Origin of the sequence: Acidovorax bellezanensis (assembly GCF_025421555.1) — a bacterium.
GTDB lineage: Bacteria > Pseudomonadota > Gammaproteobacteria > Burkholderiales > Burkholderiaceae_C > Comamonas > Comamonas bellezanensis.
This window is the reverse complement of the sequence record NZ_JAODYH010000011.1, coordinates 1-21,497: the sequence shown is the minus strand read 5'-3', so window position 1 is coordinate 21,497 and position 21,497 is coordinate 1. Positions and strand designations below refer to the sequence as shown.

Genomic DNA, 21,497 nt, shown 5'->3' with positions numbered 1-21,497 from the left:
GCCAACCTGAGGCCTGCAGCCCAGCCCCCATTCCCCATCAGGTGGCGCGCGGCGTCAAGCGCATGGCGCGCCCATAGCTGGCCGGCGCGATGCGCCGGTACAGCAGCGTGACGACGGCCACACAGCCCAGGTGCAGCAGCCAGCCGGCCGTAAAGCTGCCAGTGGCGCCGCGCAGCACGGCCAGAATCCACGGCGGCAGCGCGGCGAGCAGGAAGCCGCCGCCCTGCATGAGCGCCGACAGCGCGCCGGCCTGGGCCGGATCGGACAGGTGATCGAGCGCAACGATCAACGACAGCGCGAAGCAGCCGCCCAGGCCCGCGCCCAACAGGATGCTCCAGGCGATGGGCGCGGTTTGCGGCCACAGCGCCAGCGCGGCAAAACCCAGGGCCTGCAAGGCCAGCGTGCACCACAGCCAGGGCCGGCGATCCGCGTGCCGGCGTGCCAGCACGGGCAGCAGCAAGGCCGCGATGGCCTGGCTGGTCGCGAGGACGGCCAGCAGGCTGCCGCTGGCGGCCGCGCTCCAGCCATGCTCCTGGTAAAACGGTGCCAGCCATGCGACCACGCTGGAATAACCGCCATTGACCAGGCCGAAACAGGCCATGAGCAGCCACACGCGGGGCCTGCGCAGGTAGTCTCCTGTGCGCAAATGGCCGGGCTGGCCGGAGCTGTCGCGGGGCAGGCTGCGCGCCGCCAGCACCAGGGCGAGCGTGGCGGGCAAGGCCATCCAGACCAGGCCGGCATGCCAGCTGCCACCGGCCGCCGCGACCCAGGGCGTGAGCTGCGCGCCGAGCGCGCCGCCGCCCATCAGCATGGCGGAATACAGGCCCATGACCGGACCCACATGGCGGGGGAACTGCTGCTTGATGACGCTGGGCAGCACGGCCTGCACCACCGCTGCGCCCAGCCCCAGCAGGGCCGCGGTCCCTACCAGTTGCCAGCCGTTCGTGGTGAACAGCCGCAACAGCGAGCCTGTTGCCAGCAGAAAGAGCGCGGCCAGGATGGCGCGCCGTGCGCCCATGCGGGCCTGCAGCAGGGGGCCCGCAAAGGCAAACGCGCCCATCAGCAGCATGGGCACCAAGGTCAGCAGCGCCATGCCCTGCAGGCCCAGACCGGTGTCCCGTCCGATATCGGCGGCCAGCGGCCCGATGCCGGCGATGAAGGGCCTGAGGTTGAGCGCGACGAGGGCCACGGCCGTGAGCAACAGGGCGGGGGCGCTGGAATCCTTGGGGTGCACCGGTCTAGGCCTGCTTGCTGCGTGCCTGCGCCCATTCGGCGTACAGGTCGGGATGGTCCGGCATGCGCACGGGCAGATGGCATATCGCCATGGACTGCTCGGCGAAGGGCTTGGCCAGATCCTCGTAGACGGCGGCCGTGGACAGGCCGAATGGGGCGCCGTCCTCGTTGCCATAGGCGTAGGCGACCTTGCGCACGCCGGCCATGTGCATCGCGGCCATGCACATGGGGCATGGATGGCCGCTGGCATAGACGCTGCAACCGCTCAGGTCGGGCGAGCCGAGATGGCGGCTGGCGGCGCGCAGGGCCGTCAATTCGGCATGGGCGGTGGGGTCGTTGGTGGCGTGGATTTCGTTGACGCCGGTGGCGATGACCGCGTCATCGCGCACCACGACCGCGCCGAAAGGGCGGCCGCCCTGCTCGATATTGGCGCGCGCCAGCGCGATGGCTTGCCGCAGGTAACGGTCTTCGTTGGTCATGGGGGGCTTTCAGGGTGGTTGCACGCGTTCTCGGGCGGTGCGGGCAGGGCGCGGAGTGCACCAATATAGGGACATCGCATGGCATTGAAAAATTAAATATTAAGATGAAAGTTATTCATTTTCTGAATGCCATCCCGCCGCACCGCGGACTCCACGCCAGAACCCATGCTCGACCCTCGCCTGCTGCGCTCCTTCATCGCCATCGTCGACACGCACAGCTTCTCGCTCGCGGCGCAACGTCTGCACATGACGCAATCCACCATCAGCCAGCAGCTCGCCCGGCTGGAGGAGGCGGTGGGCCAGACCTTGGTCGATCGCGCGGCCAGACCGATCCAACCCACGGTGGCAGGAGAGCGGCTGCTGGGCTACGCCCGAAGAATCCTGGCCCTGCAAGAGGAAGCGGCATCGGCGCTGGCCGATCCGGCCGGTACGGTGTCCATCCGCATGGGCATTCCCGAGGATCTGGTCAGCCGTGCCATGGCCGAAGTCTTTGGCAGCTTCACTCAGCGCCACCGCGAAATCCACCTGGACGTCACCGCCGGCTTGAGCCGTGATCTCACCGCGCGCTACCGGGCCGGCGAATTCGACATCGTCATCGCCAAGGAGCCTGTGGCCAGCCCGGATTGCCGTGCCAGCTTTCCGGAAGCCCTGGCCTGGTTCGAAAGCGTGGATGCCCCGCAGGCATGGTCCCAGCCCCTGGCCTTGGTCGCCTTCCCGCAGGGCGGCCTGTACCGCGAGGCGATGTTCGAGCGCATGGAGCAGGAGCAGCTGCGCAGCTACATCGCATTCACGGGCAACAGCCTGCACAACGTGCTGGTCGCGGTGGAGGCCGGACTGGGCCTGTCGCTGCTGCCCCTGAGCGCGACCGCCGGCTACCGCGTCCGGCGATGCATGCGGTTGCCGGCGGAGCCGGCGATATCGGTCGCCATCTATGCCTGGGAAAACACCGGGCCTGTCGCCGAGTTGATGGAGCGTATGGGCGAAGTGCTGGCCGCCCGGTGCGCCCAGCATGCGACGAGGGCCGGTGGATCGCAATGACTGGGCGGCGGCCTTGCAGCTCTCGCAGGCCCCCCTGCGGTGATCGCCGGCATGCGAAAAACATTAGCCCCACAGCGCAATACCCGGATGCAAAACGGGAGGTTGGCTCGTATACTGTGATTAAATACAGTACTTGCCATGGCCGCCGCACTCCAACCTCAACCCCCCACGCCCACCGGCTTTGACTGCGGGCGGCTGCCTGCCCATATGGCGCAAGCCCTGTGGCGCGGCACGGAAGTCGCCAGCTCGGCAGGGCGCACGCTGTCCACGGGCTTCGCCGTGCTGGACGCGGCGCTGCCGGGCGGCGGCTGGTCCACCCAGGGCCTGAGCGAGCTGCTGCTGGCCCAGGCCGCGTTGTGCGAATGGCGGCTGCTGGGGCCTGCGCTGCCGGCCTTTCTGGCCGACAAGAACTGCCGCATCTATCTGGTCGCGCCACCCAAGTCGCCCCACGCCATGGGGCTGGCCCAGCTGGGGCTGGCACCGGAGCAACTGGTCTGGATCGACGCCAAGGGGCCGGCGGACCGCCTGTGGGTCACGGAGCAGCTGATCAAATCCGACGCCGCCGGCGCGGTGCTGGCCTGGCTGCCCCAGGCCCGGCCCGAGCAGATCCGGCGGCTGCAAGTGCATGCGCTGCACTGCGATGCACCGGTTTTCCTGATCCGCCCGGAAACGGCTTTGCGCGACGCATCGCCGGCGCCGCTGCGCGTGTCGGTCGCTCTGGGTGCGGGCTGGGACATTGACCTGCGTATCCGCAAGCGCCGTGGCGCGATCGCCGAGGAGGTGCTGCACCTCAAGGCGATTCCCGGCAATCTGAACGCCTACATTCCCCCCCGGCTGCACGACTTGCCAGCGCCAGGGCTGCAGCCAGAGGAGGTGCGCCATGCATTGGGCCGCGCTCTTACCCCCACAGTGCCCCGACTCCGCATCGCCCATTGATCTCCAGTCCCTCGCCGCCTGGGCCCTGCAGTTCACGCCGCGCGTGGCGGTGGTCGAGGAGGCGGTGCTGCTGGAGCTTGAAGCGAGCCTGAGGCTGTTCGGTGGCGCCGAAGACCTGCACGCGCTCGTCGAAGCCGGGGCCCGGGAGCTGGGCGTGCACCTGGCCTGGGCTGCGACCGGGCTGGCGGCGCTGGCCATCGCGCGCCAGGGGCTGGCCGATGGTTTGGCCCATCCGCTGCAGCAGCTGCTCGACAGCTTGCCGCTGGAACGCCTCAGCGCCGTCGCGCGCCACCAGGCGACGCTGGCCCGCGTGGGCTGCCGCACGCTGGGCCAGGTGCGGGCGCTGCCACGCGGCGGCATCGCGCGCCGCTTTGACAAAGCCTTGCTGGAAGCCATGGACCAGGCCTATGGCCTGCGCCCGGAGACCTATGCCTGGGAGATGCTGCCCGAGACTTTTCATGCGCGCCTGGAACTGATGTCGCGGGTGGAGATGGCGCCGGCGCTGCTGTTCGGCGCCCGGCGCCTGTTGCTGATGATGGCCGGCTGGCTCCGGGCGCGCCAGCTCGGTGCCACGGCGTTCACGCTGCGCTGGTGCCACGACAGCATGCGTTCGCGGGATGCGGGCAAGGGCGGCGAACTGACGATTCGCACGGCCGAGCCGACCCAGAACGTGGAGCACCTTGCGCGCCTGCTGACGGAGCACCTGGCCAAGGTGGAATTGCTCGCACCCGCCGGCGACCTGGAACTGCTCGCCGCCGAAGTCGAGCCCATGGGGCAGGAAAGCCGCTCGCTGATTCCCGACCCGGCCCACAAGGGCGCGTCCACCCGACTGGCCCTGGAACGCATCCAGGCGCGGCTGGGCGAAGCCTGCATACGCCGCCCGCAACTGTCTGCCGACCACCGCCTGGAATGGATGCAGCAGTGGTCCGCGGCCGAGCCGCGTCGCCCATCCCGGCCGCAGGGGCTGCATGAACTGCCGCTGCCGACCTGGGTGCTCGAAACCCCCTTGCGATTGGTCGAGCGCGCGCACCGGCCGGTCTACCAAGGCCCGCTGCAGCTGCTGCTGGGCCCGGACCGGGTGGAGGGCGGCTGGTGGCACCGCGAAGAGGTCGGCGATGGCGAACTCCCGCTCAATGTCCAGCGCGATTACTGGCTGGCGCGCAGCGAGCATGCAGGCCTTTTGTGGGTGTTCCAGACACGGCTGGCCGGTGAGGAGACCGCCTGGTTTCTGCACGGCCATTACGGCTGAGCTGCGCGTATGAACCATGTCCTGCCCGCCTATGCGGAGCTGCGCTGCATCTCCAACTTCACTTTCCTGCGCGGCGCCAGCCGGCCGGAAGAGCTGGTGGCGCGCGCCCAGGAGCTGGGCTACAGCGCCATGGCCATCACCGACGAGTGCTCGCTGGCGGGCATTGTGCGCGCCCATGTCGCGGCCAAGCAGGCCGGCATGGCCCTGCTGCTGGGCGCGCAGTTCTGCATCCAGCCCCGGGACGACAGCGAAGCGGCTTTCACCCTGGTGGTCCTGGCCCAGAACCTCAACGGCTACGGCAACCTGTGCCAGTTCATCACCAAGCTGCGCCGGGCATCCGAAAAAGGCAGCTACTTTCTCAGCCTGGACGGCATCAGCGGCCAGGAGCTGCAGGACTGCCTGGTGCTGCTGTGCCCCGAGCGCCAGGCCAGCGACGCGCAGCTGGCCGCCATGGGGCGCTGGACCCTGACCCAGTTCACGGGCCGCTGCTGGATAGGCGTGGACCTGGTGCGCCGGCTCGATGACGAGCTGTGGCTGCACCGCATGCGTGCGCTGTCCGCATTGACCGCATTGCCGCTGGTCGCCGTGGGCGATGTGCACATGCATGTGCGCTCGCGCAAGCCGCTGCAGGACGTGCTGACAGCCACGCGCATAGCCAAGCCGTTGACGGAGTGCGGCTACGCGCTGCAGCGCAGCGCCGAGCGCCATTTGCGCAGCCGGCTGCGGCTGGCCCAGACCTTTCCCGCCGACCTGCTCGCGCAGACGCTGCATGTCGTGTCCCGCTGCCACTTCAGCCTGGACGAGCTGCGCTACCAGTACCCGGACGAAGTGGTGCCCGCCGGGCACACGGCCGCCAGCTACCTGCGCCAGGCGACCTACGAAGGGGCAGGGCGGCGCTGGCCGGCCGGCATACCCGCCAAGGTGCAAGCCCAGATCGAGCACGAGCTGGACCTGATTTGCGAGCTCAAATACGAGCCCTACTTCCTCACGGTCTACGACATCGTCGCGTTTGCCCGCTCGCGCAGCATCCTGTGCCAGGGACGGGGCTCGGCCGCCAACTCGGCCGTCTGCTATTGCCTGGGCGTGACCGAAGTCGACCCGGCGCGCACGTCCGTGCTGTTCGAGCGCTTCATCTCCAGAGAGCGCAACGAGCCCCCGGACATCGATATCGACTTCGAGCATCAGCGCCGCGAAGAGGTCATTCAATACCTCTACGCCAAATACGGCCGCGACCGTGCGGCCCTGACGGCGACCGTGATCTCCTACCGCCCACGCTCGGCCATCCGCGATGTGGGCAAGGCCCTGGGCTTCACGCTGGAAACGGTGGAGGCCATCGCCAAGGGCCAGCAGTGGTTCGATGGCCGCAGCATCCGCGAAGAACGTTTCGATGAACTGGGCCTGTCCATGGATTCGCTGGCCGTGCAGCAGCTCATCACGCTGACCGAGCAGTTGATCGGCTTTCCGCGCCACCTGTCCCAGCACACGGGCGGCTTTGTGCTGACGCGCGGCCTGCTGTGCCGCATGGTGCCCGTGGAGAACGCTTCCATGCCCGATCGCACGGTCATCGAATGGGACAAGGACGACCTCGACGCCGCCGGGCTGCTGAAGGTCGACGTGCTGGCCCTGGGCATGCTCTCGGCCATACGGCGTTCCCTGGACTTCATCAGTGCGCGCCGGGGCTTCGACTTCAGCATGCAGGACATCCCGGCCGAAGACCCCGCGACCTACGACATGATTTGCCGCGCCGACACCATAGGCGTGTTCCAGATCGAAAGCCGCGCGCAGATGAGCATGCTGCCGCGCCTGCGGCCGCAGTGCTTTTACGACCTGGTGGTGGAGGTGGCCATCGTGCGGCCCGGGCCCATCCAGGGCGGCATGGTCCATCCCTATCTGCGCCGGCGCCAGGGCCTGGAGCCCGTGACCTACCCCAGCGAAGCCTTGAAAGAAGCCTTGGGTCGCACCCTGGGCGTGCCGGTGTTCCAGGAACAGGTGATGCAGGTGGCCATGCTCGCGGCAGGTTTCACCGCGGGCGAAGCCGACGGCCTGCGCCGCGCCATGGCGGCCTGGAAGCGCAAGGGCGGGCTGGAGAAATACCACGACAAGCTCGTCGGCGGCATGACGGAGCGCGGCTACGATCCAGCGTTTGCCGAACGGATTTTCGAGCAGATCAAGGGCTTCTCGGAATACGGCTTCCCCGAGAGCCACGCGGCCAGCTTTGCGCTGCTGGTCTACGCTTCCAGCTGGATCAAGCGCCACGAGCCCGCGGCCTTCCTCGCGGCCCTGCTCAACAGCCAGCCCATGGGCTTTTACTCGGCCAGCCAGCTGACGCAGGATGCGCGCCGCCACGGGGTGGAAGTGCGTCCCGTGGACGTGATGCTCAGCGCCGTGGACTGCACCCTGGAAGACATAGCCAGCAAACCGGCCGTGCGCCTGGGCCTGCGCCTGATTGCCAGCCTGCGCGGCAGCAGTGCAGCGCGCATCGAACAGGAGCGGCGCGAAGCGCCCTTCGACAGCGCGCAGGAATTGGCGCAGCGCTGCGGCCTGGAGCAGCACGAAATGAAGGCCCTGGCCGCTGCCGGCGCCCTGGCCTCGCTGTCAGGCCACCGCCGCCAGCAGGTCTGGGACGCGGCGGCCTTGCACGCGGCCCCCAAGCTCCTCGAAGACGCGCCGGTGGACGAGGATTTGCTGGCGCTGCCCGAGGCCCCCGAAGGCGAGGAAGTGCTGTGGGACTTCGCGTCCACGGGCCTGACGCTGCGCAGCCATCCCATGGCGCTGCTGCGGCCCCAACTCGCCAAGTACAAGCTCAAGACTTCCAAGGAACTGCGCCGCATCCCCGACGGCCGGGTGGTGCGCACCGCGGGCATCGTCACCCTGCGCCAACAGCCGGGCACGGCCAACGGCACCATTTTCGTGTCGCTGGAAGACGAACACGGCGCCACCCAGGTCATCGTCTGGCGCGCGGTGCGCGACGCGCAGCGCCAGGTGCTGCTGGGCGCACGCCTGCTGGCCGTGGAAGGCCGTTGGCAACGCCAGGGGCCGGTCTGCAACCTGATCGCCGAGCGCCTGGCGGATCTGTCGCATCTGCTGGGGCGCCTGACGACCGAAAGCCGGGAATTCAAATGAAGGAGAACCCATGAACCAATGCAGCCTGTTCGGCAACGAGGAGGTGCAGGCCTCCATTCCCGGCCTGGTCTACCAGCCCGAGTTCCTCAGCCGGGACGAGGAGCAGGAGCTCATAGACATCATCCGCAGCCTGCCGCTGCACGCGGCCAAGTACAAGGAGTACCTGGCCAGGCGCCGGGTGGTGAGCTTTGGCGGCTCCTACGACTTCGACACCCACGAACTCAAGCCCGCCCGCGCGCTCGATGCGCGCCTGCTGCCCTTGCGCCAGCGTGTCGCCGCCTGGCGCGGTGTTCCCGCCGAAACCTTGGCGCACGCGCTGGTGGCGGAGTACGCGCCCGGCACGCCGCTGGGCTGGCACAGGGACGTGCCGAATTTCGAGCGGATTTTCGGGGTGTCGCTGGGCAGCGAGGCCACCTTGAAGTTCCGACCGTTTCCCTATGTGCCGGACATGCAGCGCCAGGTGGTCGACCTGAAGGTCCAGCTCCGGTCCGTCTACATGCTGGCCGACAAGGCGCGCTGGCGATGGCAGCACTGCGTCGAGCCGACGCGGGAGCTGCGGTGGTCGATTACTTTTAGGGATTTGCAGGCGTTTGCATAAGCAGATTGCTGGCGCGCGGGCCAATCAGCTTTTTTTCCCAAAGAATGCAAGTAGCTCGGTGGAGTGCTTTGCATCGCGGACAAACGGCGGCACCGAGAGTGCCAGCAACAAGGCTGCCAGCGGCACGACACAGATAAAGCCGATGTACTTGAAGCCCAGTGCGCCGGCGATGCTGCCCAGCACGAACATGCCTATCAGCCCCGCGCAAGAGCGCATGCGCGTCCAGTCGTGCAGCACCTGCTCGCCAGGCGCGGTGCCGACCTGGGCGTGACGTCTCCAGAAAAACATCTTGCCAAGCTCCATGCCCAGGTCGGTGAAGTTGCCCGTCATATGCGTGGTTCGGGTATTCCCGCCAGAAGTCTTGGAGCCGACCGCATTCTGCAGCCCCATCATGAAAGAGAGCAGCAGCACCGTCAGCGGCACGGCAAACGGTGTATTCCAGGTCAGCGTGGCCGCTCCCATCAGGCCGAAGGGGAAGAGCATCAATGCTTCGAGCATCAAGGGCAGGGCATAAACACTGTACAAGTGCCGCTGGCGGCCCCAGTTGACCAGCACGGCACACACGGCGGCACCGGTCATGAAGGCCAGAATGGCGCCCAGCGCATTCAGCAGCATCTTGCTGCTTCCCAGCACCAAACCGTCGGCGAGCTGCGAGGCAAAGCCCGTCATGTGCGAGGTGTACATGTGCAGCACCAGAAAGCCGCCCGCATTGACCGCCCCGGCATTGAACGCAAGAAGCCACCCCAGTGCAATGTTGGTGGAGCGTGCGCGATGGCGGCTGGTGAGATGGCGCAGTCTGCGCATCAAAAGTTCCACTGACCTGTATGCATAGGCGTGATTGTCGGCCAAATCCTGTTGTGGGCGGGGTCAGTGGGAATCGAGGGGCTACCTGGCTAGGGGCAGTCCAGGATCAGTCTGGCTGACCGCAGACCGCTATCTGTTGTCCGAGTGCGGTGCGTACGGTGGAACCGATGCCGTTTTCAAAACGGGAGCTCGTTTGCGGAAGAATGGCCTATATGTGCGCCGCACCCTCGTGGCCACGCCATTCCAGCAAGCGGCGCAGCTCTTCAGGCTCCGGCGCCTCGGCGCGGATCATGCTTTCACCAGCATCACTATCTTTTGGTGCTCAAACAAGAATCCGAAAGCAACCGGAGCCAAGGCCAAGCTGCGGCGTACAACCGTCCCGCTGTTCCTGAGCACTGTGGATCTTGTTCTTTCCGAATCGCACGTGAGGCGAAAGCAAGGGCCTTGCTCCGAGGTTTAGTCCTCGCGATCACGCGGGTAGCCGGCGTCTGCCCAGCGCTGCGCAGACGCACGGGTGAGGCTATGGTCCGGTCGGGCTCGTACCTTGGCCAACTGGCTGCCGTCCGCTGCGGTGGCGGTGAGCGTCGCGGAGGGGTTCTCCTCATCGGGCTCGATATCGAGAGCCACCGTCACGCGCAAGCCGCGAACTTCGATCTCGATAGCTTTGTGCAACAGCGCTGCCTGGTGCTGTTCATGCCTACGTATTACTTCGCTGGCAGTCTTCACCAGCGTGTTGAAGGCCGACACGTCCAGTGGCTTAGGACTTTTCTTGTCACGCCCCATGGTCCATGGGCCGACCAGAGCGGGTTCCGCCTGGCCGTCTTGCGTCATGGACACTGCCCAGCCATCGTCGTCTTCATTCTTGATGACGCGGGCTTCCCAGCCCTTGTGAAGCCAAAGGCGGTCTTCGAAGATGGAGACGTCTTCTTGCTCGAGTTCTACGGACATGTTTAGATTTTTTTGGAGCTATCAAGTCTAAAGTCTACTGTTTTTTTATACAGATTTTTGGGGTTGGGTCTATCCCAAGTTCGGGCGTCTTGGGTTAAGCATGCCCTGATGAGGTCGACGCAGGGGCTTTCATCCGTGAGCACTTGGCAGGCGCTCTCCGGGCTGACCGCAGCGGCTGCACTCGACTGCGGATTCTGCCGCACCCAGCGCGGCCGGGTGGGGCCCGGAGCGGTCAAGGCATGTGCTCATTCAATATGAGCGAAGCGATATACCCCATGCGTCGTTTTTCTTGAGCACGATCCAGAGATTGGTGTGACGACTCAGTTCTTCGCCCGTGTTTGAACGCCGCGTATATGTGACCAGAAAATGCACTTTGTTCTTGCTGGTCAGGACAGGAACTTTCGATTCGTAGCGAGTAGATGCCCAACCCGTGCTTTGCAGTCGTTGGAAAAAATCAGAAGGGTGCTGATTCGGCGCATCCCAGAGCAGAGCCTCTGACTCCGAAATCATCACATGCGGGAAATGAAGTTGCGCATCCATCCTCGCCAAATCCAGTGCGTTGAACGCTTCGGTAAATCTATCAAGGCAGCCTGACGCATCCTCAACGGCGTCTTGGTCAATTGCAGTGCCGCTGGTCTGGCTGACAAAGGAAAGAAAGCTGCTCATAGGCTGTTGCGGGCCATGGTTAGGTAGCACTCGATGGTAAGCGCAAGGCCTGACCCATCATCTTGCGCGCGCGTTTGGCAAGCCTTTGGAGTTGTCAGGCATGCATCAAACCCGAAACTGTCACCAGACTGGCACCGGCGCGAGAATGAAAAAAGCCCGCTATCTAAAAGATAGCGGGCTTTCCTTATGGGGGTTGGTGGGTCGTGCGTGATTCGAACACGCGACCTACGGATTAAAAGTCCGCTGCTCTACCGACTGAGCTAACGACCCAACCTGCTTCACAAAACTGTTGTCTTGCTTAGCGAAGAACTCGATTCTAGCATGGAATTTAGAGCACTTTTTCTTCGCGGGTCGCAATTTGATCCAGCACCCAACCGGCCGCGCATTGGCCGAATGTCGCGGTCACGGCGACGACCGAGCCGTAGCCGTGGCAGTTGAGCGTGCCGTCGGCGCTGTCCAGCGCGCAGGAGGCGTCGGGTGGGGCCACGGCTTCGCGGCTGAAGACGCAGGCTACGCCGATCTTCTTGCCTTCGCGCGGCGCGCCGTGCTCACGGCGCAGGCGGTAGCGCAACTGGGCCAGCAGCGGGTCATGGGTGGTCAGGCTCAGGTCGTCGATGTCGACCTTGTGCGCCTGGCGCTTGCCGCCGGCTGCGCCGACGGTGATGAACAGGAGCTTGTTGCGGCGGGCGTGCGCGGCCATGGCCGTCTTGGCCTTGACCTGGTCGCAGGCGTCGATCACCGCCGTCACGTCGGCGGGCAGCAGGGCCGGCCAGTTGTCGGGCTCGACGAATTCCTCGATGCAGTGCACCTGGCAATCCGGATGGATTTGCGCAATGCGGTCGCGCATGGCGTCCACCTTGGCCTGGCCCACGGTGCTGGTGAGCGCGTGGATCTGGCGGTTGATGTTGGATTCGGACACCTGGTCCAGATCGATCAGCGTGATGCGGCCCACGCCGCTGCGCGCCAGGGCTTCAGCGGCCCAGGAGCCGACGCCGCCGATGCCGACCACGGCCACATGCGCGCCGCGAATGCGCGCCGCGCCTTCCATGCCATACAGCCGCTCCAGACCGCCAAAGCGGCGCTGGTTGTCGGCGGGCAGAAAGTCGGAGTCGGGCAGGGGGCCTGCAGGTGCGGTACTCGGTGAGAGATTCATTTCAGTGATCCAGGATGCAAGGCATCATTTTCAGCCCATGCCGCTGGCATGCCCCAGCCAAGGGACTCTGAGCAAGGGGGATGCTGCCATCCCTAGGTGTGGGGCCCCCTCCATCAAAGGATGAGAGGGGGGAAGCGGGAGCCCGCCCAGGGCGTCACCGCTCAGGGGGTGCGTTATTTCAAGCGCACTAGCTGTTCTTTGGCGGCGCTGGCGGCTTCGCTGCGGGGATAGGCCTTGATCAGGTCTTCCAGCGTCTTGCGGGCCGAGCGGGTGTCCTTGAGCTCGGTCTGGCAGTTGGCAATCGACAGCGCGGCTTCCGGTGCGCGTGCATGCTCGGGAGACGAGCTCAGCACGGCCTTGAAGTTGGCAATGGCTTCCTTGTAGTCGCGCTCGGCGTACAAGGCATTGCCCAGCCAGAAGCGCGCCGACGGCAGGTAGCCGCTGCGCGGATATTGCCGGATGAAGGCACTGAACGACTTGCCCGCTTCGCCGAACTTGCCGCTGCGGAAAGTTTCCAGCGCGGCATCGAAGTCGCGCTTTTCCGCGGGGTCGGCAGCGAACTGCTGGCCGTCGACAGTGACCGTCACCGGTTCGAACTGCTTGAGTCGCTCTTCCACGCCTTGGGCCATGTCCTTTTGCTTGCGTTGCAACTCGGCCGACTGCTGTAGCAGTTGCTCGTTTTGCCCGCGCAGCTTGGCCTGGTCCTGGCGCAGTGTCTCGATCTGCGACTGCAGCTCGAGCAGGCTGCGCCGCAGCTGGGCCGTGTCTTCGCTGGCGCGCTGACTCGACTGCTGCATGGCGTCCATGCGTTGGCGCAATTCGATAATGGCACGACGCGCCTCGTCGTCACCGAACAGCGCGGCATGGCTGCTGAAAGACGCGGCGCAGGCCAGGGCCAGCAGCGTTGTACGGAAAAACGGGGCGGCCATCATTAACGGTAGGACAGTTCAGCGCGGCGGTTCTGGGCGAAAGCTTCTTCGGTGAAGCCTTGCACTGCGGGCTTTTCCTTGCCAAAGCTCACGGCTTCGACCTGTGCGTCGGACACGCCCAGCAGACGCAGGGCGCTGCGCACGGCTTCGGCACGCTTTTGGCCCAGGGCCAGGTTGTATTCGCGGCCGCCGCGCTCGTCGGTGTGGCCTTCGATCACAACCTTGCGGCTGGGCGAAGCCTTGATGAAGCGGGCGTGGGCTTCGACTTGGGCTTGCGCGTCGGTCTTGATGACGTAGGAGTCGTAGTCGAAGTAGACGATGCGGCTCACACCCTGGAGGCCGGCCTGGCCGTTGGCGGACTGGGTCAGGTCAACGCCCGACACGCCGCTTTGGCCTGCGCCGCCGCCGTTGGCACCGGCACCAGAGCCGCTGCTCAGGGCCGAGCTGTCGCCGACCGGGGTTTCATCAAGCTTGACGCCAGAGCTGCAACCGGCCACCAAGGCGGCGACGGTGAGGGCGATGGAAAGGCGTTTGAATGTGATCATGGAATTTTCAAAGCGTCGACGGGGACGCTAGGCAAAGTGTTGTTACAGGTAAAAATACAAAAATCAGTGTTTCAGGAACGGACCCCAGTCCGGTTCGCGAATATCGCCGCCCTGGCCGGCCAGACGGGCCTTGATTTTGCCATCGAGCGTCGTGGTCATCAGAGCCTCGCGGCCTTGCTGCAAGGTCGCGTAGACGATCAATCGGCTATTCGGGGCAAAACTGGGGTTCTCGTCTGCCGTGGTGTCGGTGATCGCCGTCACGGTGCCTGATCCCAGGTCCATGACGTGCAGCTTGAAGCCGCCGCCCACGCGCGAAATATACGCCAGCCAGCGGCCGTCGGGACTGACACTGGGCGAGATGTTGTAGTTGCCGGTGAACGTCACGCGCTCGGCACCGCCGCCGGAGACGGGGACCTTGTAGATCTGCGGCGCACCGCCGCGGTCGCTGACAAAGAAGATCGTGCGACCGTCGCTGGAGAACGTGGGTTCCGTGTCGATACCGCTGCTTTGCATCAGGCGGCGCGGCTCGCCGCCTTGCGCACTGATCATGTACAGCTGGGAGCCGCCGTCGCGCGTCAGCGTCACGGCCAGGTTCTCGCCGTCGGGCGCCCAGGCCGGAGCGCTGTTGGAGCCGCGGAAATTGGCCAGCAGGCGCCGGCGACCGCTGGCCACGTCATGCACGTAGACCACGGGCTTGCGCGACTCGAACGACACATAGGCCACCTGGCGGCCGTTGGGCGACCAGGCAGGCGAAATGATGGGCTCGGGGCTGGACAGCGCCGACTGCGCGTTTTCGCCATCGGAGTCCGCGATCCACAGGGTATAGCGCTTGCCCGCCTTGGTGACGTAGGCAATGCGCGTCGAGAAAATGCCGCGCTCGCCAGTGAGCTTTTCGTAGACATAGTCGGCGATGCGGTGGGCCACCAGCCGCAGGTCGCCGTTGGTCACGGCAAAGCCCTGGCCGCCCAGGTCCTGGCCGCGCACTACGTCCCAGAGGCGAAAGCGCACATCGAAGCGGCCGTCCGCCAGCCGGGTCACGCTACCGGTGACCAGGGAGTCGGCCTGTCTTTGCTTCCACAAGGCCACATCGGGGCGCGAAGTCTCGTCGAGCTGCGTACCGCTGGCATCGACGCCGCGGAACTGGCCGCTGCGTTCGAGGTCGGCCTGCACGATGGCGGCGAGCTTCTGTGGGGATTGGGCCTCGCCACGGAACGGGGCGATCGCAATCGGCAACTGGGTCAAGCCCACACCGGTGACTTCGACGCGAAACTGCGCGAGCGCCGGCAAGGCGGACGAAGTGGCCAGCGTGGCAAGAAAGCTGCGACGCATTAAAAGCGGCACCGCCGCTGAAAAGGAGGTGGATGGAATTCGGTCAATAGTCATTGGCAACCATCTTGAGCCGGGTAAATCCCGGAGCATACGCCACGCATGTTACACACTCTGGCGGGCATCGAATGTAAGTGGATGCACAGCAAGGGCTGACGGGGGCCGTAAAATCCGCGTCACATGCAAGCCACCACTCCCACCAAAGAAGCCGCCGGCCCTGCGTCTGCACCGCCCTTGAGCCTGCGTCAGCGCTTGCAGCGTCTGGCCCCGTATTTTGGCGGACGTCGCTGGACCTGGGTGCTGGCGGTGGTCGCCATGCTGGCCGGCGCCGCCACCGAGCCCATGATTCCGGCCCTGCTCAAACCCCTGCTGGACAACGGTTTTACCGACGGCAGCCTGCAGCTGTGGCTGGTGCCCGTGGCCATCATGGGCGTTTTCCTGTTCCGGGGCATCGCCCAGTTCGTCGGCCAGTATGCGCTGGCCCGCATCGCCAACGAAGGCATGCTGAGCTTGCGCCACGCGCTGTTCGACCGCCTGCTGGCGGCGGAGATGGCGCTGTTTTCGCGCCATTCGGCCAGCAGCCTGTCCAACACCGTGGTCTATGAAGTGCAGACCGGCTCGACCCTGCTGGTCCAGGCCTTGATGGGCTTGTCGCGCGACGGTTTCACCCTGATCGCCTTGCTGGGCTATCTGCTGTATCTCAACTGGCAGCTGACGCTGGTCGTCGGCCTGGTCGTGCCCGGCGTGGCCTGGATCATGAAAACGCTGTCGCGCCGCCTGTACCGCATCACCAAGGCCAGCCAGGAAGCCACCGATTCCCTGGCCTATGTGGTCGAGGAAAACGTGCTGGCCCACCGCATGGTGCGCCTGCATGGCGCACAGGCTGCGCAGAAGCAGCGTTTTGGCGGCCTGAGCCAGCGCCTGCGGCATCTGGCCGTGAAGTCCACCATCGCTTCGGCGGCGATGACGCCCCTGACCCAACTGCTGGCGGCCGCCGCGCTGTCGACCGTGATCTGTATTGCGCTGTGGCAAAGCCGCCAGGTGGTGGGCGTCAAAGACGTGACCGTGGGCGGCTTTGTGTCGTTCATCACCGCCATGCTGATGCTGGTTGCTCCCATTCGGCGCCTGGCCGATGTGGCCAACCCGATTACGCGCGGCGTGGCGGCACTCGAACGCGGCCTGGCCTTGCTGGACAGCACGCATGCGGAGCAGGGCGGCCAATACCGCCAGGACACGGTGCGGGGCGCGCTGGAGCTGCGCGATGTGACGGTGGTGTTTGGAGAAGACCATGCGCCGGCCTTGTCGCAGGTCAGCCTGCAGGTGCAGCCTGGCGAAGTCGTGGCCCTGGTCGGACCTTCGGGCGCGGGCAAGACCACGCTGGTCAATCTGCTGCCGCGCTTTTTGTCGCCGACCAGCGGCCAGGTGCTGCTCGACGGCCATCCGCTGGCCGACTGGGACCTGGCCTGCCTGCGCCAGCAGTTCGCCATGGTCAGCCAGGACGTGGTGATGTTCAACGACAGCATTGCGGTGAACGTGGCGCTGGGTGCGCCCATCGACGACGCCAAGGTCTGGGCCAGCCTGGAAGCGGCCAACCTGGGCGAGCATGTGCGCCGCATGCCCCAGGGCATAGAGACCCAGGTCGGGCACAACGCGGCCCAGCTGTCGGGCGGCCAGCGCCAGCGCCTGGCGATTGCCCGGGCGGTCTACAAGAATGCGCCCATTCTGATTCTGGACGAAGCGACTTCGGCGCTGGACACCGAATCCGAGCGGCTGGTGCAGGACGCGCTGCAGCGCCTGATGCTGGGCCGCACAACGCTGGTGATTGCCCACCGCCTGTCGACCATCGAGCATGCCGACCGCGTGGTGGTGATGGAGCGCGGCCGCATCGTGGAGCAGGGCCCGCACGCGCAGCTGCTGGCCCAGGGTGGCCTGTACGCGCGCTTGCAGGCGCGGCCCACGGGGCAGTGAGGCCCCGCGCCCGGCGCTTTCGGCCCGCTGTCGGCGGGCCGTTTTCTTGTCTTGTTGTGACCGGCCTTGATGGCCAGGAGTGCTTGCCCCATGCCCATGACTTTTCCTCGCCTGATTCCCCAGGACTTGCAACAGTGGCTGCAAAGCCAGGCCGAGCACCTGGACCAGGAGGCCGGCGGTGCGCCTGCGCTGCTGCCGGCCCTGGCCCAATCGGGGCTGCTGGGTCTGGGAGTGCCGCAGCAGCAGGGCGGCGCGGGCGGCAGTGCGCACGACGCCTTGGAAGCCATCGCCCAGGTGGCCGAAGTGTCGTTGACGGCGGCCTTCGTTTTCTGGGGGCAGCGGGCCTTGATCGACTACCTGCTGCGCAGCGACAACCCGCTGCCACGCGAGCGCTGGCTGGCGGACCTGCTCAGCGGGCGGCTGGCCGGGGCGGTGGGCTTGTCGAATGTGATGAAATTCCTGGCGCAGATCGAGCCGCTGCAGGTGCATGCCGCGCCCGCCGCGGATGGCTGGCGCCTGCAAGGCGTGCTGCCCTGGGTGAGCAATCTGCGGCCCGAAGGTTTTGTGGTCGTGGCCGCGGTGCAGCGGCCGGACCAGCCCGCGCCCATGGTGGTGGCGATCGAAAGCCGCCTGGACGGTGTGCAGCGCAGCGCCGATCTGGCCTTGCTGGGCATGCGCGCGAGCAATACCGCGGCCATTGCGCTGGAAGACGTGGCCATTGATGCGGCGGCCGTGCTGGCCCCGCAGGCACCGCCCTATCTGCGCATGGCCCGGCCACCGTTTCTGGCCATGCAATGCGCGCTGTCCCTAGGGCTGGTGCGCGCCAGCCTGCGCGCCGCGCGCGGCACGCCCAGCGGGCGTGTGGTGTTGCAGGCCCGGATGGAGGCTGTCGAACAAGGCCTGGCACAGGCCACGGCGGAACTGCATGCGGGCCTGGCCGATCAGCGGTTTGTGGCGGATGTGACGGCCTTGTTCGTGCTGCGCATGCGCCTAGCACAGCTGGTGCAGGAAGCCGTGCAGCTGGAATTGCAGGCCTGGGGCGGGCGCGCCTATCTGGACGGCTGCGCGCCCGGCTTCGCGCGCCGCTGGCGCGAAGCGGCTTTCATTCCGGTGATCACGCCCAGTCTGACCCAGCTGCAAGCGGAAATCGACCGACAGCCGACCTGAACGCCGGCGGTCAGCGCGTCACTCGACGACGACCTGCGCCGTGCCCGCTTCCATGCGGCCGACGATGGCGGCGTCGCCAAAGCCCTGGGCCGCGAACAGGTCCAGCACCTGCTGCACGGTCTCGGGCGTGCACGACACCAGCAGGCCGCCCGAAGTCTGGGGGTCGGTCAGCAAGGCGCGCGTGGCCTCGGACACGCTGCTCGCAATGGCCATGTGCTCGCCATAGGCGGCCCAGTTGCGCGCCGATGCGCCGGTGATCACGCCTTGCTCGGCAAACGCCTGTACCGTGGGCAGCAGCGGCAGGGCGCGGCTGTCGAGGCGGGCCGTGAGGCCGGCGCCGCGCGCGAGTTCCAGCGTATGGCCCAGCAGGCCAAAGCCGGTCACATCGGTCAGCGCATGCACGCCGGCAATCTGCGACAGCGCCGCGCCCGGGCGGTTGAGCTGCGTGGTGGTGGCCACCATGGCGCGATAGCCGTTGTCGTCCAGCAGGTTCTTCTTCAGCGCGGCCGACAGAATGCCCACGCCCAGGGGCTTGCCCAGCACCAGCAGGTCGCCCGCCTGGGCGTCGGCATTGCGCTTCATGTGTTTGGGATTGACGATGCCGATGCCGACCAGGCCGTAGATGGGCTCGACCGAATCGATGGAATGGCCGCCGGCCAGGGGAATGCCGGCTTCGCGGCAAATCGACTCGCCGCCTTCGAGCACGCGGGCAATGGTGGCGTGCGGCAGCACATTGATGGGCATGCCCACGATGGCCAGCGCCATCAGCGGCGTGCCGCCCATGGCGTAGATGTCGGACAGCGCGTTGGCGGCGGCAATGCGGCCGAAGTCATACGGGTCGTCGACGATGGGCATGAAGAAATCGGTGGTCGCCACGATGGCCTGCTCGTCGTTGATGCGGTACACGGCGGCATCGTCGGCGGTCTCGTTGCCCACCAGCAGATCCGGGAAGAACTGCTTGGGCAGGGCGCTTTGGCTGATCAGCTGGGCCAGCAGGCCGGGGGCAATCTTGCAGCCACAGCCGCCGCCATGGGAGAGGGAGGTCAGGCGCGGGGCGCTGGGTTGCTGGCTAGTGGTGTCGTTCATGGTGTCCTTCTTGCTCGTCTTCGCTCACAAAGTCAGTAGCGCCTGCAGGCGCGTTCCTTCCCATTATGGACAGGCTGCGTAGGCGACTGGTGATGGCTCCTGCTGCCCGAGCCAGATTTTCCTCACACAGGTGGACATTCCGGCGCACGGAGGTGTGTCTGCTTTCCGGCAGAGGCTTTGTTTCCTTTTTTCAATAGCTGGAACCTATCGTTTTTTATTGTCGCATAGGTGTTAGTGATCTTCTGAAGCCAGCTTCAGCGCCTGTTGGATTGCTTTGCCTGAGCAGTCCAAAGCGATTTGCTCATATTTGAAAACTACCAAAAGATGATATGTCCATTGTTTCTTTTTCCCATCAATTTAGAAAACGCGCGATCCACTTGGCTTTGCTCGGTAGCGGTCTGGTGTTGACCGGTACGTCGAGTGCACAGAGCGTTTGGGACAGCCTGGGCCTGCGGGGCCCGGAAGGTCACCCGGGTGTGGCGGGTGTTGTCGGTCCAAAGGGCGAAACGGGTCCCAAGGGCGATACGGGCGCCAAGGGCGAAACGGGTCCAAAGGGCGAAACGGGCGCCAAGGGCGAAACGGGCGCCAAGGGTGACACGGGTGCCAAAGGTGACACGGGCGCTACGGGCGCTACGGGTGCTGCGGGTGCTACGGGCGCTACGGGCGCTACGGGCGCCAAGGGTGAGCAAGGTCCGATGGGAGCCCCAGGCCTGGTGGATATTTCTGGTTTGAAAGGTGAGCCCGGCCCCCAGGGTGATCAGGGCCTGAGGGGCGAACAAGGTCCGAAGGGAGACTCCGGTGCTATGGGGCCGAAGGGGGATCAGGGTGTGCCGGGCGTGAAGGGCGACCAGGGCCTCCAGGGAGCGAAAGGTGAGCAAGGCCTGAAAGGTGACCAGGGCGGTAAAGGCGATCAGGGCGTGCCAGGTCCTCTGGGGCCTAAGGGTGACCAGGGGATGCAAGGCATCCCGGGATTGAAAGGTGAGCAGGGCGTGCCTGGTGTCCAGGGGGTAAAGGGCGACCAGGGTTTGACGGGTGCCCAGGGCCCGAAGGGCGATCAAGGTCAGGAGGGCGCTGAAGGCAAGAAAGGCATTCAGGGGCTGCAGGGTTTGACGGGTGCCACGGGGCCGCAAGGCTTGACGGGGGCCCATGGCCAAAAGGGCGACCAGGGCTTGACGGGTGCCCAGGGCCCGAAAGGGGATCAGGGCCTGACCGGTGCCCAGGGGCCGAAGGGCGATCCAGGCCAGCAGGGCGCTGAAGGCAAGAAAGGCATCCAGGGGCTGCAGGGTTTGACGGGCGCCACGGGGCCGCAAGGCTTGACGGGGGCCCACGGCCAAAAGGGCGACCAGGGCTTGACGGGTGCCCAGGGCCCGAAAGGGGATCAGGGCCAGACCGGTGCCCAGGGGCCGAAGGGCGATCCAGGCCAGCAGGGCGTTGAAGGCAAGAAAGGCATTCAGGGGCTGCCGGGTCTGACGGGTGCCACGGGGCCGCAAGGCTTGACGGGAGCCCATGGCCAGAAGGGCGACCAGGGTTTGACGGGTGCCCAGGGGCCGAAAGGGGATCAGGGTCTGACCGGTGCCCAGGGGCCGAAGGGTGATCAAGGCCAGCAAGGCGCTGAAGGCAAGAAAGGCATCCAGGGGCCGCAAGGCTTGACGGGTGCCCACGGCCAGAAGGGTGACCAGGGCTTGACGGGTGTCCAAGGCCCAAAGGGTGACCAGGGCTCGATGGGTGCCACGGGGCCGCAGGGCTTGACCGGTGCCCAGGGCCCGAAGGGTGACCAGGGCTTGACGGGTGCCACGGGGCCGCAAGGCTTGACGGGTGCCCAGGGTCCGAAGGGTGATCAGGGCTTGACGGGTGCCATGGGACCGCAAGGCTTGACGGGTACCTCTGGCCAGAAAGGTGATCAGGGTTTGACCGGCGCCCAGGGCCAGAAAGGGGGTCAAGGCTTGACCGGTGCGCGGGGCCCCCAGGGTTTGACCGGAGCCCAAGGTCAGAAAGGCGACCAGGGTTTGACGGGAGCCCGGGGCTCGCAAGGTTTGACGGGGGCCATGGGTCCCCAGGGCCTGACCGGTCCCCAAGGCCAGAAGGGCGACCAAGGCCTGACCGGCGCCCAAGGCCCAAAGGGTGACCAGGGCTTGGTGGGAGCACGGGGCCCGCAAGGCCTGACGGGTGCTGTGGGTCCCCAGGGCCTGACCGGCGCCCAAGGTCAGAAAGGTGACCAGGGTTTGACGGGAGCGCAGGGCCCGCAAGGC

General features: G+C 66.2%; 17 protein-coding genes, 1 tRNA gene and 1 pseudogene. 8 read left to right on the top strand and 11 right to left on the bottom strand.

Going from position 1 to position 21,497, the window contains the following annotated elements:
• Positions 1-37 precede the first annotated feature (37 nt).
• Together N0K08_RS18700 and N0K08_RS18695 are read right to left on the bottom strand one after the other, a co-directional pair.
• Positions 38-1,234 carry a cyanate transporter gene (locus tag N0K08_RS18700; protein WP_261501910.1) on the bottom strand — a complete coding sequence of 399 codons (1,197 nt, stop codon included), beginning with the start codon at positions 1,232-1,234 and terminating at the stop codon, positions 38-40.
• Positions 1,235-1,238: 4 nt separating this feature from the next.
• Positions 1,239-1,712: a nucleoside deaminase gene (locus N0K08_RS18695; RefSeq protein WP_261501909.1), complete on the bottom strand. Its 474-nt coding sequence runs from the start codon at positions 1,710-1,712 to the stop codon at positions 1,239-1,241.
• A 126-nt stretch (positions 1,713-1,838) separates the two neighbouring features.
• On the opposite strand from N0K08_RS18695, the gene N0K08_RS18690 reads away from it, so the two are divergent.
• The 5 genes from N0K08_RS18690 to N0K08_RS18670 all read left to right on the top strand — a co-directional run bounded on the left by N0K08_RS18690 (position 1,839) and on the right by N0K08_RS18670 (position 8,656).
• Positions 1,839-2,750: a LysR family transcriptional regulator gene (locus N0K08_RS18690; protein ID WP_261501908.1), complete on the top strand. Its 912-nt coding sequence runs from the start codon at positions 1,839-1,841 to the stop codon at positions 2,748-2,750.
• 138 nt (positions 2,751-2,888) lie between these two features.
• Positions 2,889-3,686 carry a translesion DNA synthesis-associated protein ImuA gene (gene imuA, locus N0K08_RS18685; RefSeq protein ID WP_261501907.1) on the top strand — a complete coding sequence of 266 codons (798 nt, stop codon included), beginning with the start codon at positions 2,889-2,891 and terminating at the stop codon, positions 3,684-3,686.
• Positions 3,631-4,935, top strand: coding sequence for a Y-family DNA polymerase (locus N0K08_RS18680; RefSeq protein ID WP_261501906.1), 1,305 nt, complete (start codon positions 3,631-3,633; stop codon positions 4,933-4,935). Before imuA ends, N0K08_RS18680 begins: the two co-directional genes overlap by 56 nt.
• A 9-nt stretch (positions 4,936-4,944) precedes the next feature.
• Positions 4,945-8,058: an error-prone DNA polymerase gene (locus tag N0K08_RS18675; RefSeq protein ID WP_261501905.1), complete on the top strand. Its 3,114-nt coding sequence runs from the start codon at positions 4,945-4,947 to the stop codon at positions 8,056-8,058.
• A 10-nt stretch (positions 8,059-8,068) separates the two neighbouring features.
• Positions 8,069-8,656 (top strand): alpha-ketoglutarate-dependent dioxygenase AlkB, encoded by a 588-nt coding sequence (locus N0K08_RS18670; protein ID WP_261501904.1) that lies wholly within the window; start codon positions 8,069-8,071, stop codon positions 8,654-8,656.
• A gap of 24 nt (positions 8,657-8,680) precedes the next feature.
• Here N0K08_RS18670 and N0K08_RS18665 read toward each other — a convergent pair whose 3' ends face one another.
• The 8 genes from N0K08_RS18665 to tolB form a co-directional block, all read right to left on the bottom strand.
• Positions 8,681-9,460 carry a YoaK family protein gene (locus N0K08_RS18665; protein WP_261501903.1) on the bottom strand — a complete coding sequence of 260 codons (780 nt, stop codon included), beginning with the start codon at positions 9,458-9,460 and terminating at the stop codon, positions 8,681-8,683.
• A gap of 456 nt (positions 9,461-9,916) precedes the next feature.
• Complete coding sequence (locus N0K08_RS18660; RefSeq protein WP_261501902.1) at positions 9,917-10,408, bottom strand: hypothetical protein; 492 nt, start codon at positions 10,406-10,408, stop codon at positions 9,917-9,919.
• A 249-nt stretch (positions 10,409-10,657) separates the two neighbouring features.
• On the bottom strand, positions 10,658-11,074 hold the full coding sequence (locus N0K08_RS18655; RefSeq protein ID WP_261501901.1) for a hypothetical protein: 417 nt from the start codon (positions 11,072-11,074) through the stop codon (positions 10,658-10,660).
• Between the two features lie 194 nt (positions 11,075-11,268).
• Positions 11,269-11,344: transfer RNA gene (locus N0K08_RS18650), tRNA-Lys, on the bottom strand.
• A 58-nt stretch (positions 11,345-11,402) separates the two neighbouring features.
• Positions 11,403-12,227, bottom strand: a complete 825-nt coding sequence (locus tag N0K08_RS18645) for a tRNA threonylcarbamoyladenosine dehydratase (RefSeq protein ID WP_261501900.1) — start codon at positions 12,225-12,227, stop codon at positions 11,403-11,405.
• A gap of 173 nt (positions 12,228-12,400) precedes the next feature.
• Complete coding sequence (gene ybgF / locus N0K08_RS18640) at positions 12,401-13,156, bottom strand: tol-pal system protein YbgF (protein WP_261501899.1); 756 nt, start codon at positions 13,154-13,156, stop codon at positions 12,401-12,403.
• A 2-nt stretch (positions 13,157-13,158) separates the two neighbouring features.
• Positions 13,159-13,701: a peptidoglycan-associated lipoprotein Pal gene (gene pal, locus N0K08_RS18635; protein ID WP_261501898.1), complete on the bottom strand. Its 543-nt coding sequence runs from the start codon at positions 13,699-13,701 to the stop codon at positions 13,159-13,161.
• 63 nt (positions 13,702-13,764) lie between these two features.
• The gene (tolB, locus tag N0K08_RS18630) at positions 13,765-15,084 is read right to left on the bottom strand and encodes a Tol-Pal system beta propeller repeat protein TolB (protein ID WP_261501897.1); all 1,320 of its coding nucleotides are present in this window, start codon (positions 15,082-15,084) and stop codon (positions 13,765-13,767) included.
• Positions 15,085-15,207: 123 nt separating this feature from the next.
• Between tolB and msbA the strand changes: the two genes are divergently transcribed.
• Positions 15,208-16,995, top strand: coding sequence for a lipid A export permease/ATP-binding protein MsbA (msbA, locus tag N0K08_RS18625; RefSeq protein ID WP_261501896.1), 1,788 nt, complete (start codon positions 15,208-15,210; stop codon positions 16,993-16,995).
• Positions 16,996-17,085: 90 nt separating this feature from the next.
• Entirely contained in the window at positions 17,086-18,162 is a 1,077-nt protein-coding gene (locus N0K08_RS18620; RefSeq protein WP_315968016.1) for an acyl-CoA dehydrogenase family protein, read from the top strand.
• An 18-nt stretch (positions 18,163-18,180) separates the two neighbouring features.
• Here the strand turns inward: N0K08_RS18620 and selD are convergent, their stop codons facing one another.
• Entirely contained in the window at positions 18,181-19,248 is a 1,068-nt protein-coding gene (selD, locus tag N0K08_RS18615; protein ID WP_261501895.1) for a selenide, water dikinase SelD, read from the bottom strand.
• Between the two features lie 329 nt (positions 19,249-19,577).
• On the opposite strand from selD, the pseudogene N0K08_RS18610 reads away from it, so the two are divergent.
• Positions 19,578-21,497 (top strand): annotated as a pseudogene (locus N0K08_RS18610) (collagen-like protein); the annotation flags it as partial.

Excerpts from the sequence above, each read along its gene's own strand:
- N0K08_RS18695 (WP_261501909.1), bottom strand. The coding sequence starts at position 1,712 with ATGACCAACGAAGACCGTTACCTGCGGCAAGCCATCGCGCTGGCGCGC.
- N0K08_RS18690 (WP_261501908.1), top strand. The coding sequence starts at position 1,839 with ATGCCATCCCGCCGCACCGCGGACTCCACGCCAGAACCCATGCTCGAC.
- imuA (WP_261501907.1), top strand. The coding sequence starts at position 2,889 with ATGGCCGCCGCACTCCAACCTCAACCCCCCACGCCCACCGGCTTTGAC.
- N0K08_RS18680 (WP_261501906.1), top strand. The coding sequence starts at position 3,631 with ATGCATTGGGCCGCGCTCTTACCCCCACAGTGCCCCGACTCCGCATCG.
- N0K08_RS18675 (WP_261501905.1), top strand. The coding sequence starts at position 4,945 with ATGAACCATGTCCTGCCCGCCTATGCGGAGCTGCGCTGCATCTCCAAC.
- N0K08_RS18670 (WP_261501904.1), top strand. The coding sequence starts at position 8,069 with ATGAACCAATGCAGCCTGTTCGGCAACGAGGAGGTGCAGGCCTCCATT.
- N0K08_RS18665 (WP_261501903.1), bottom strand. The coding sequence starts at position 9,460 with ATGCGCAGACTGCGCCATCTCACCAGCCGCCATCGCGCACGCTCCACC.
- N0K08_RS18660 (WP_261501902.1), bottom strand. The coding sequence starts at position 10,408 with ATGTCCGTAGAACTCGAGCAAGAAGACGTCTCCATCTTCGAAGACCGC.
- N0K08_RS18655 (WP_261501901.1), bottom strand. The coding sequence starts at position 11,074 with ATGAGCAGCTTTCTTTCCTTTGTCAGCCAGACCAGCGGCACTGCAATT.
- N0K08_RS18645 (WP_261501900.1), bottom strand. The coding sequence starts at position 12,227 with ATGAATCTCTCACCGAGTACCGCACCTGCAGGCCCCCTGCCCGACTCC.
- ybgF (WP_261501899.1), bottom strand. The coding sequence starts at position 13,156 with ATGGCCGCCCCGTTTTTCCGTACAACGCTGCTGGCCCTGGCCTGCGCC.
- pal (WP_261501898.1), bottom strand. The coding sequence starts at position 13,701 with ATGATCACATTCAAACGCCTTTCCATCGCCCTCACCGTCGCCGCCTTG.
- tolB (WP_261501897.1), bottom strand. The coding sequence starts at position 15,084 with ATGACTATTGACCGAATTCCATCCACCTCCTTTTCAGCGGCGGTGCCG.
- msbA (WP_261501896.1), top strand. The coding sequence starts at position 15,208 with ATGCAAGCCACCACTCCCACCAAAGAAGCCGCCGGCCCTGCGTCTGCA.
- N0K08_RS18620 (WP_315968016.1), top strand. The coding sequence starts at position 17,086 with ATGCCCATGACTTTTCCTCGCCTGATTCCCCAGGACTTGCAACAGTGG.
- selD (WP_261501895.1), bottom strand. The coding sequence starts at position 19,248 with ATGAACGACACCACTAGCCAGCAACCCAGCGCCCCGCGCCTGACCTCC.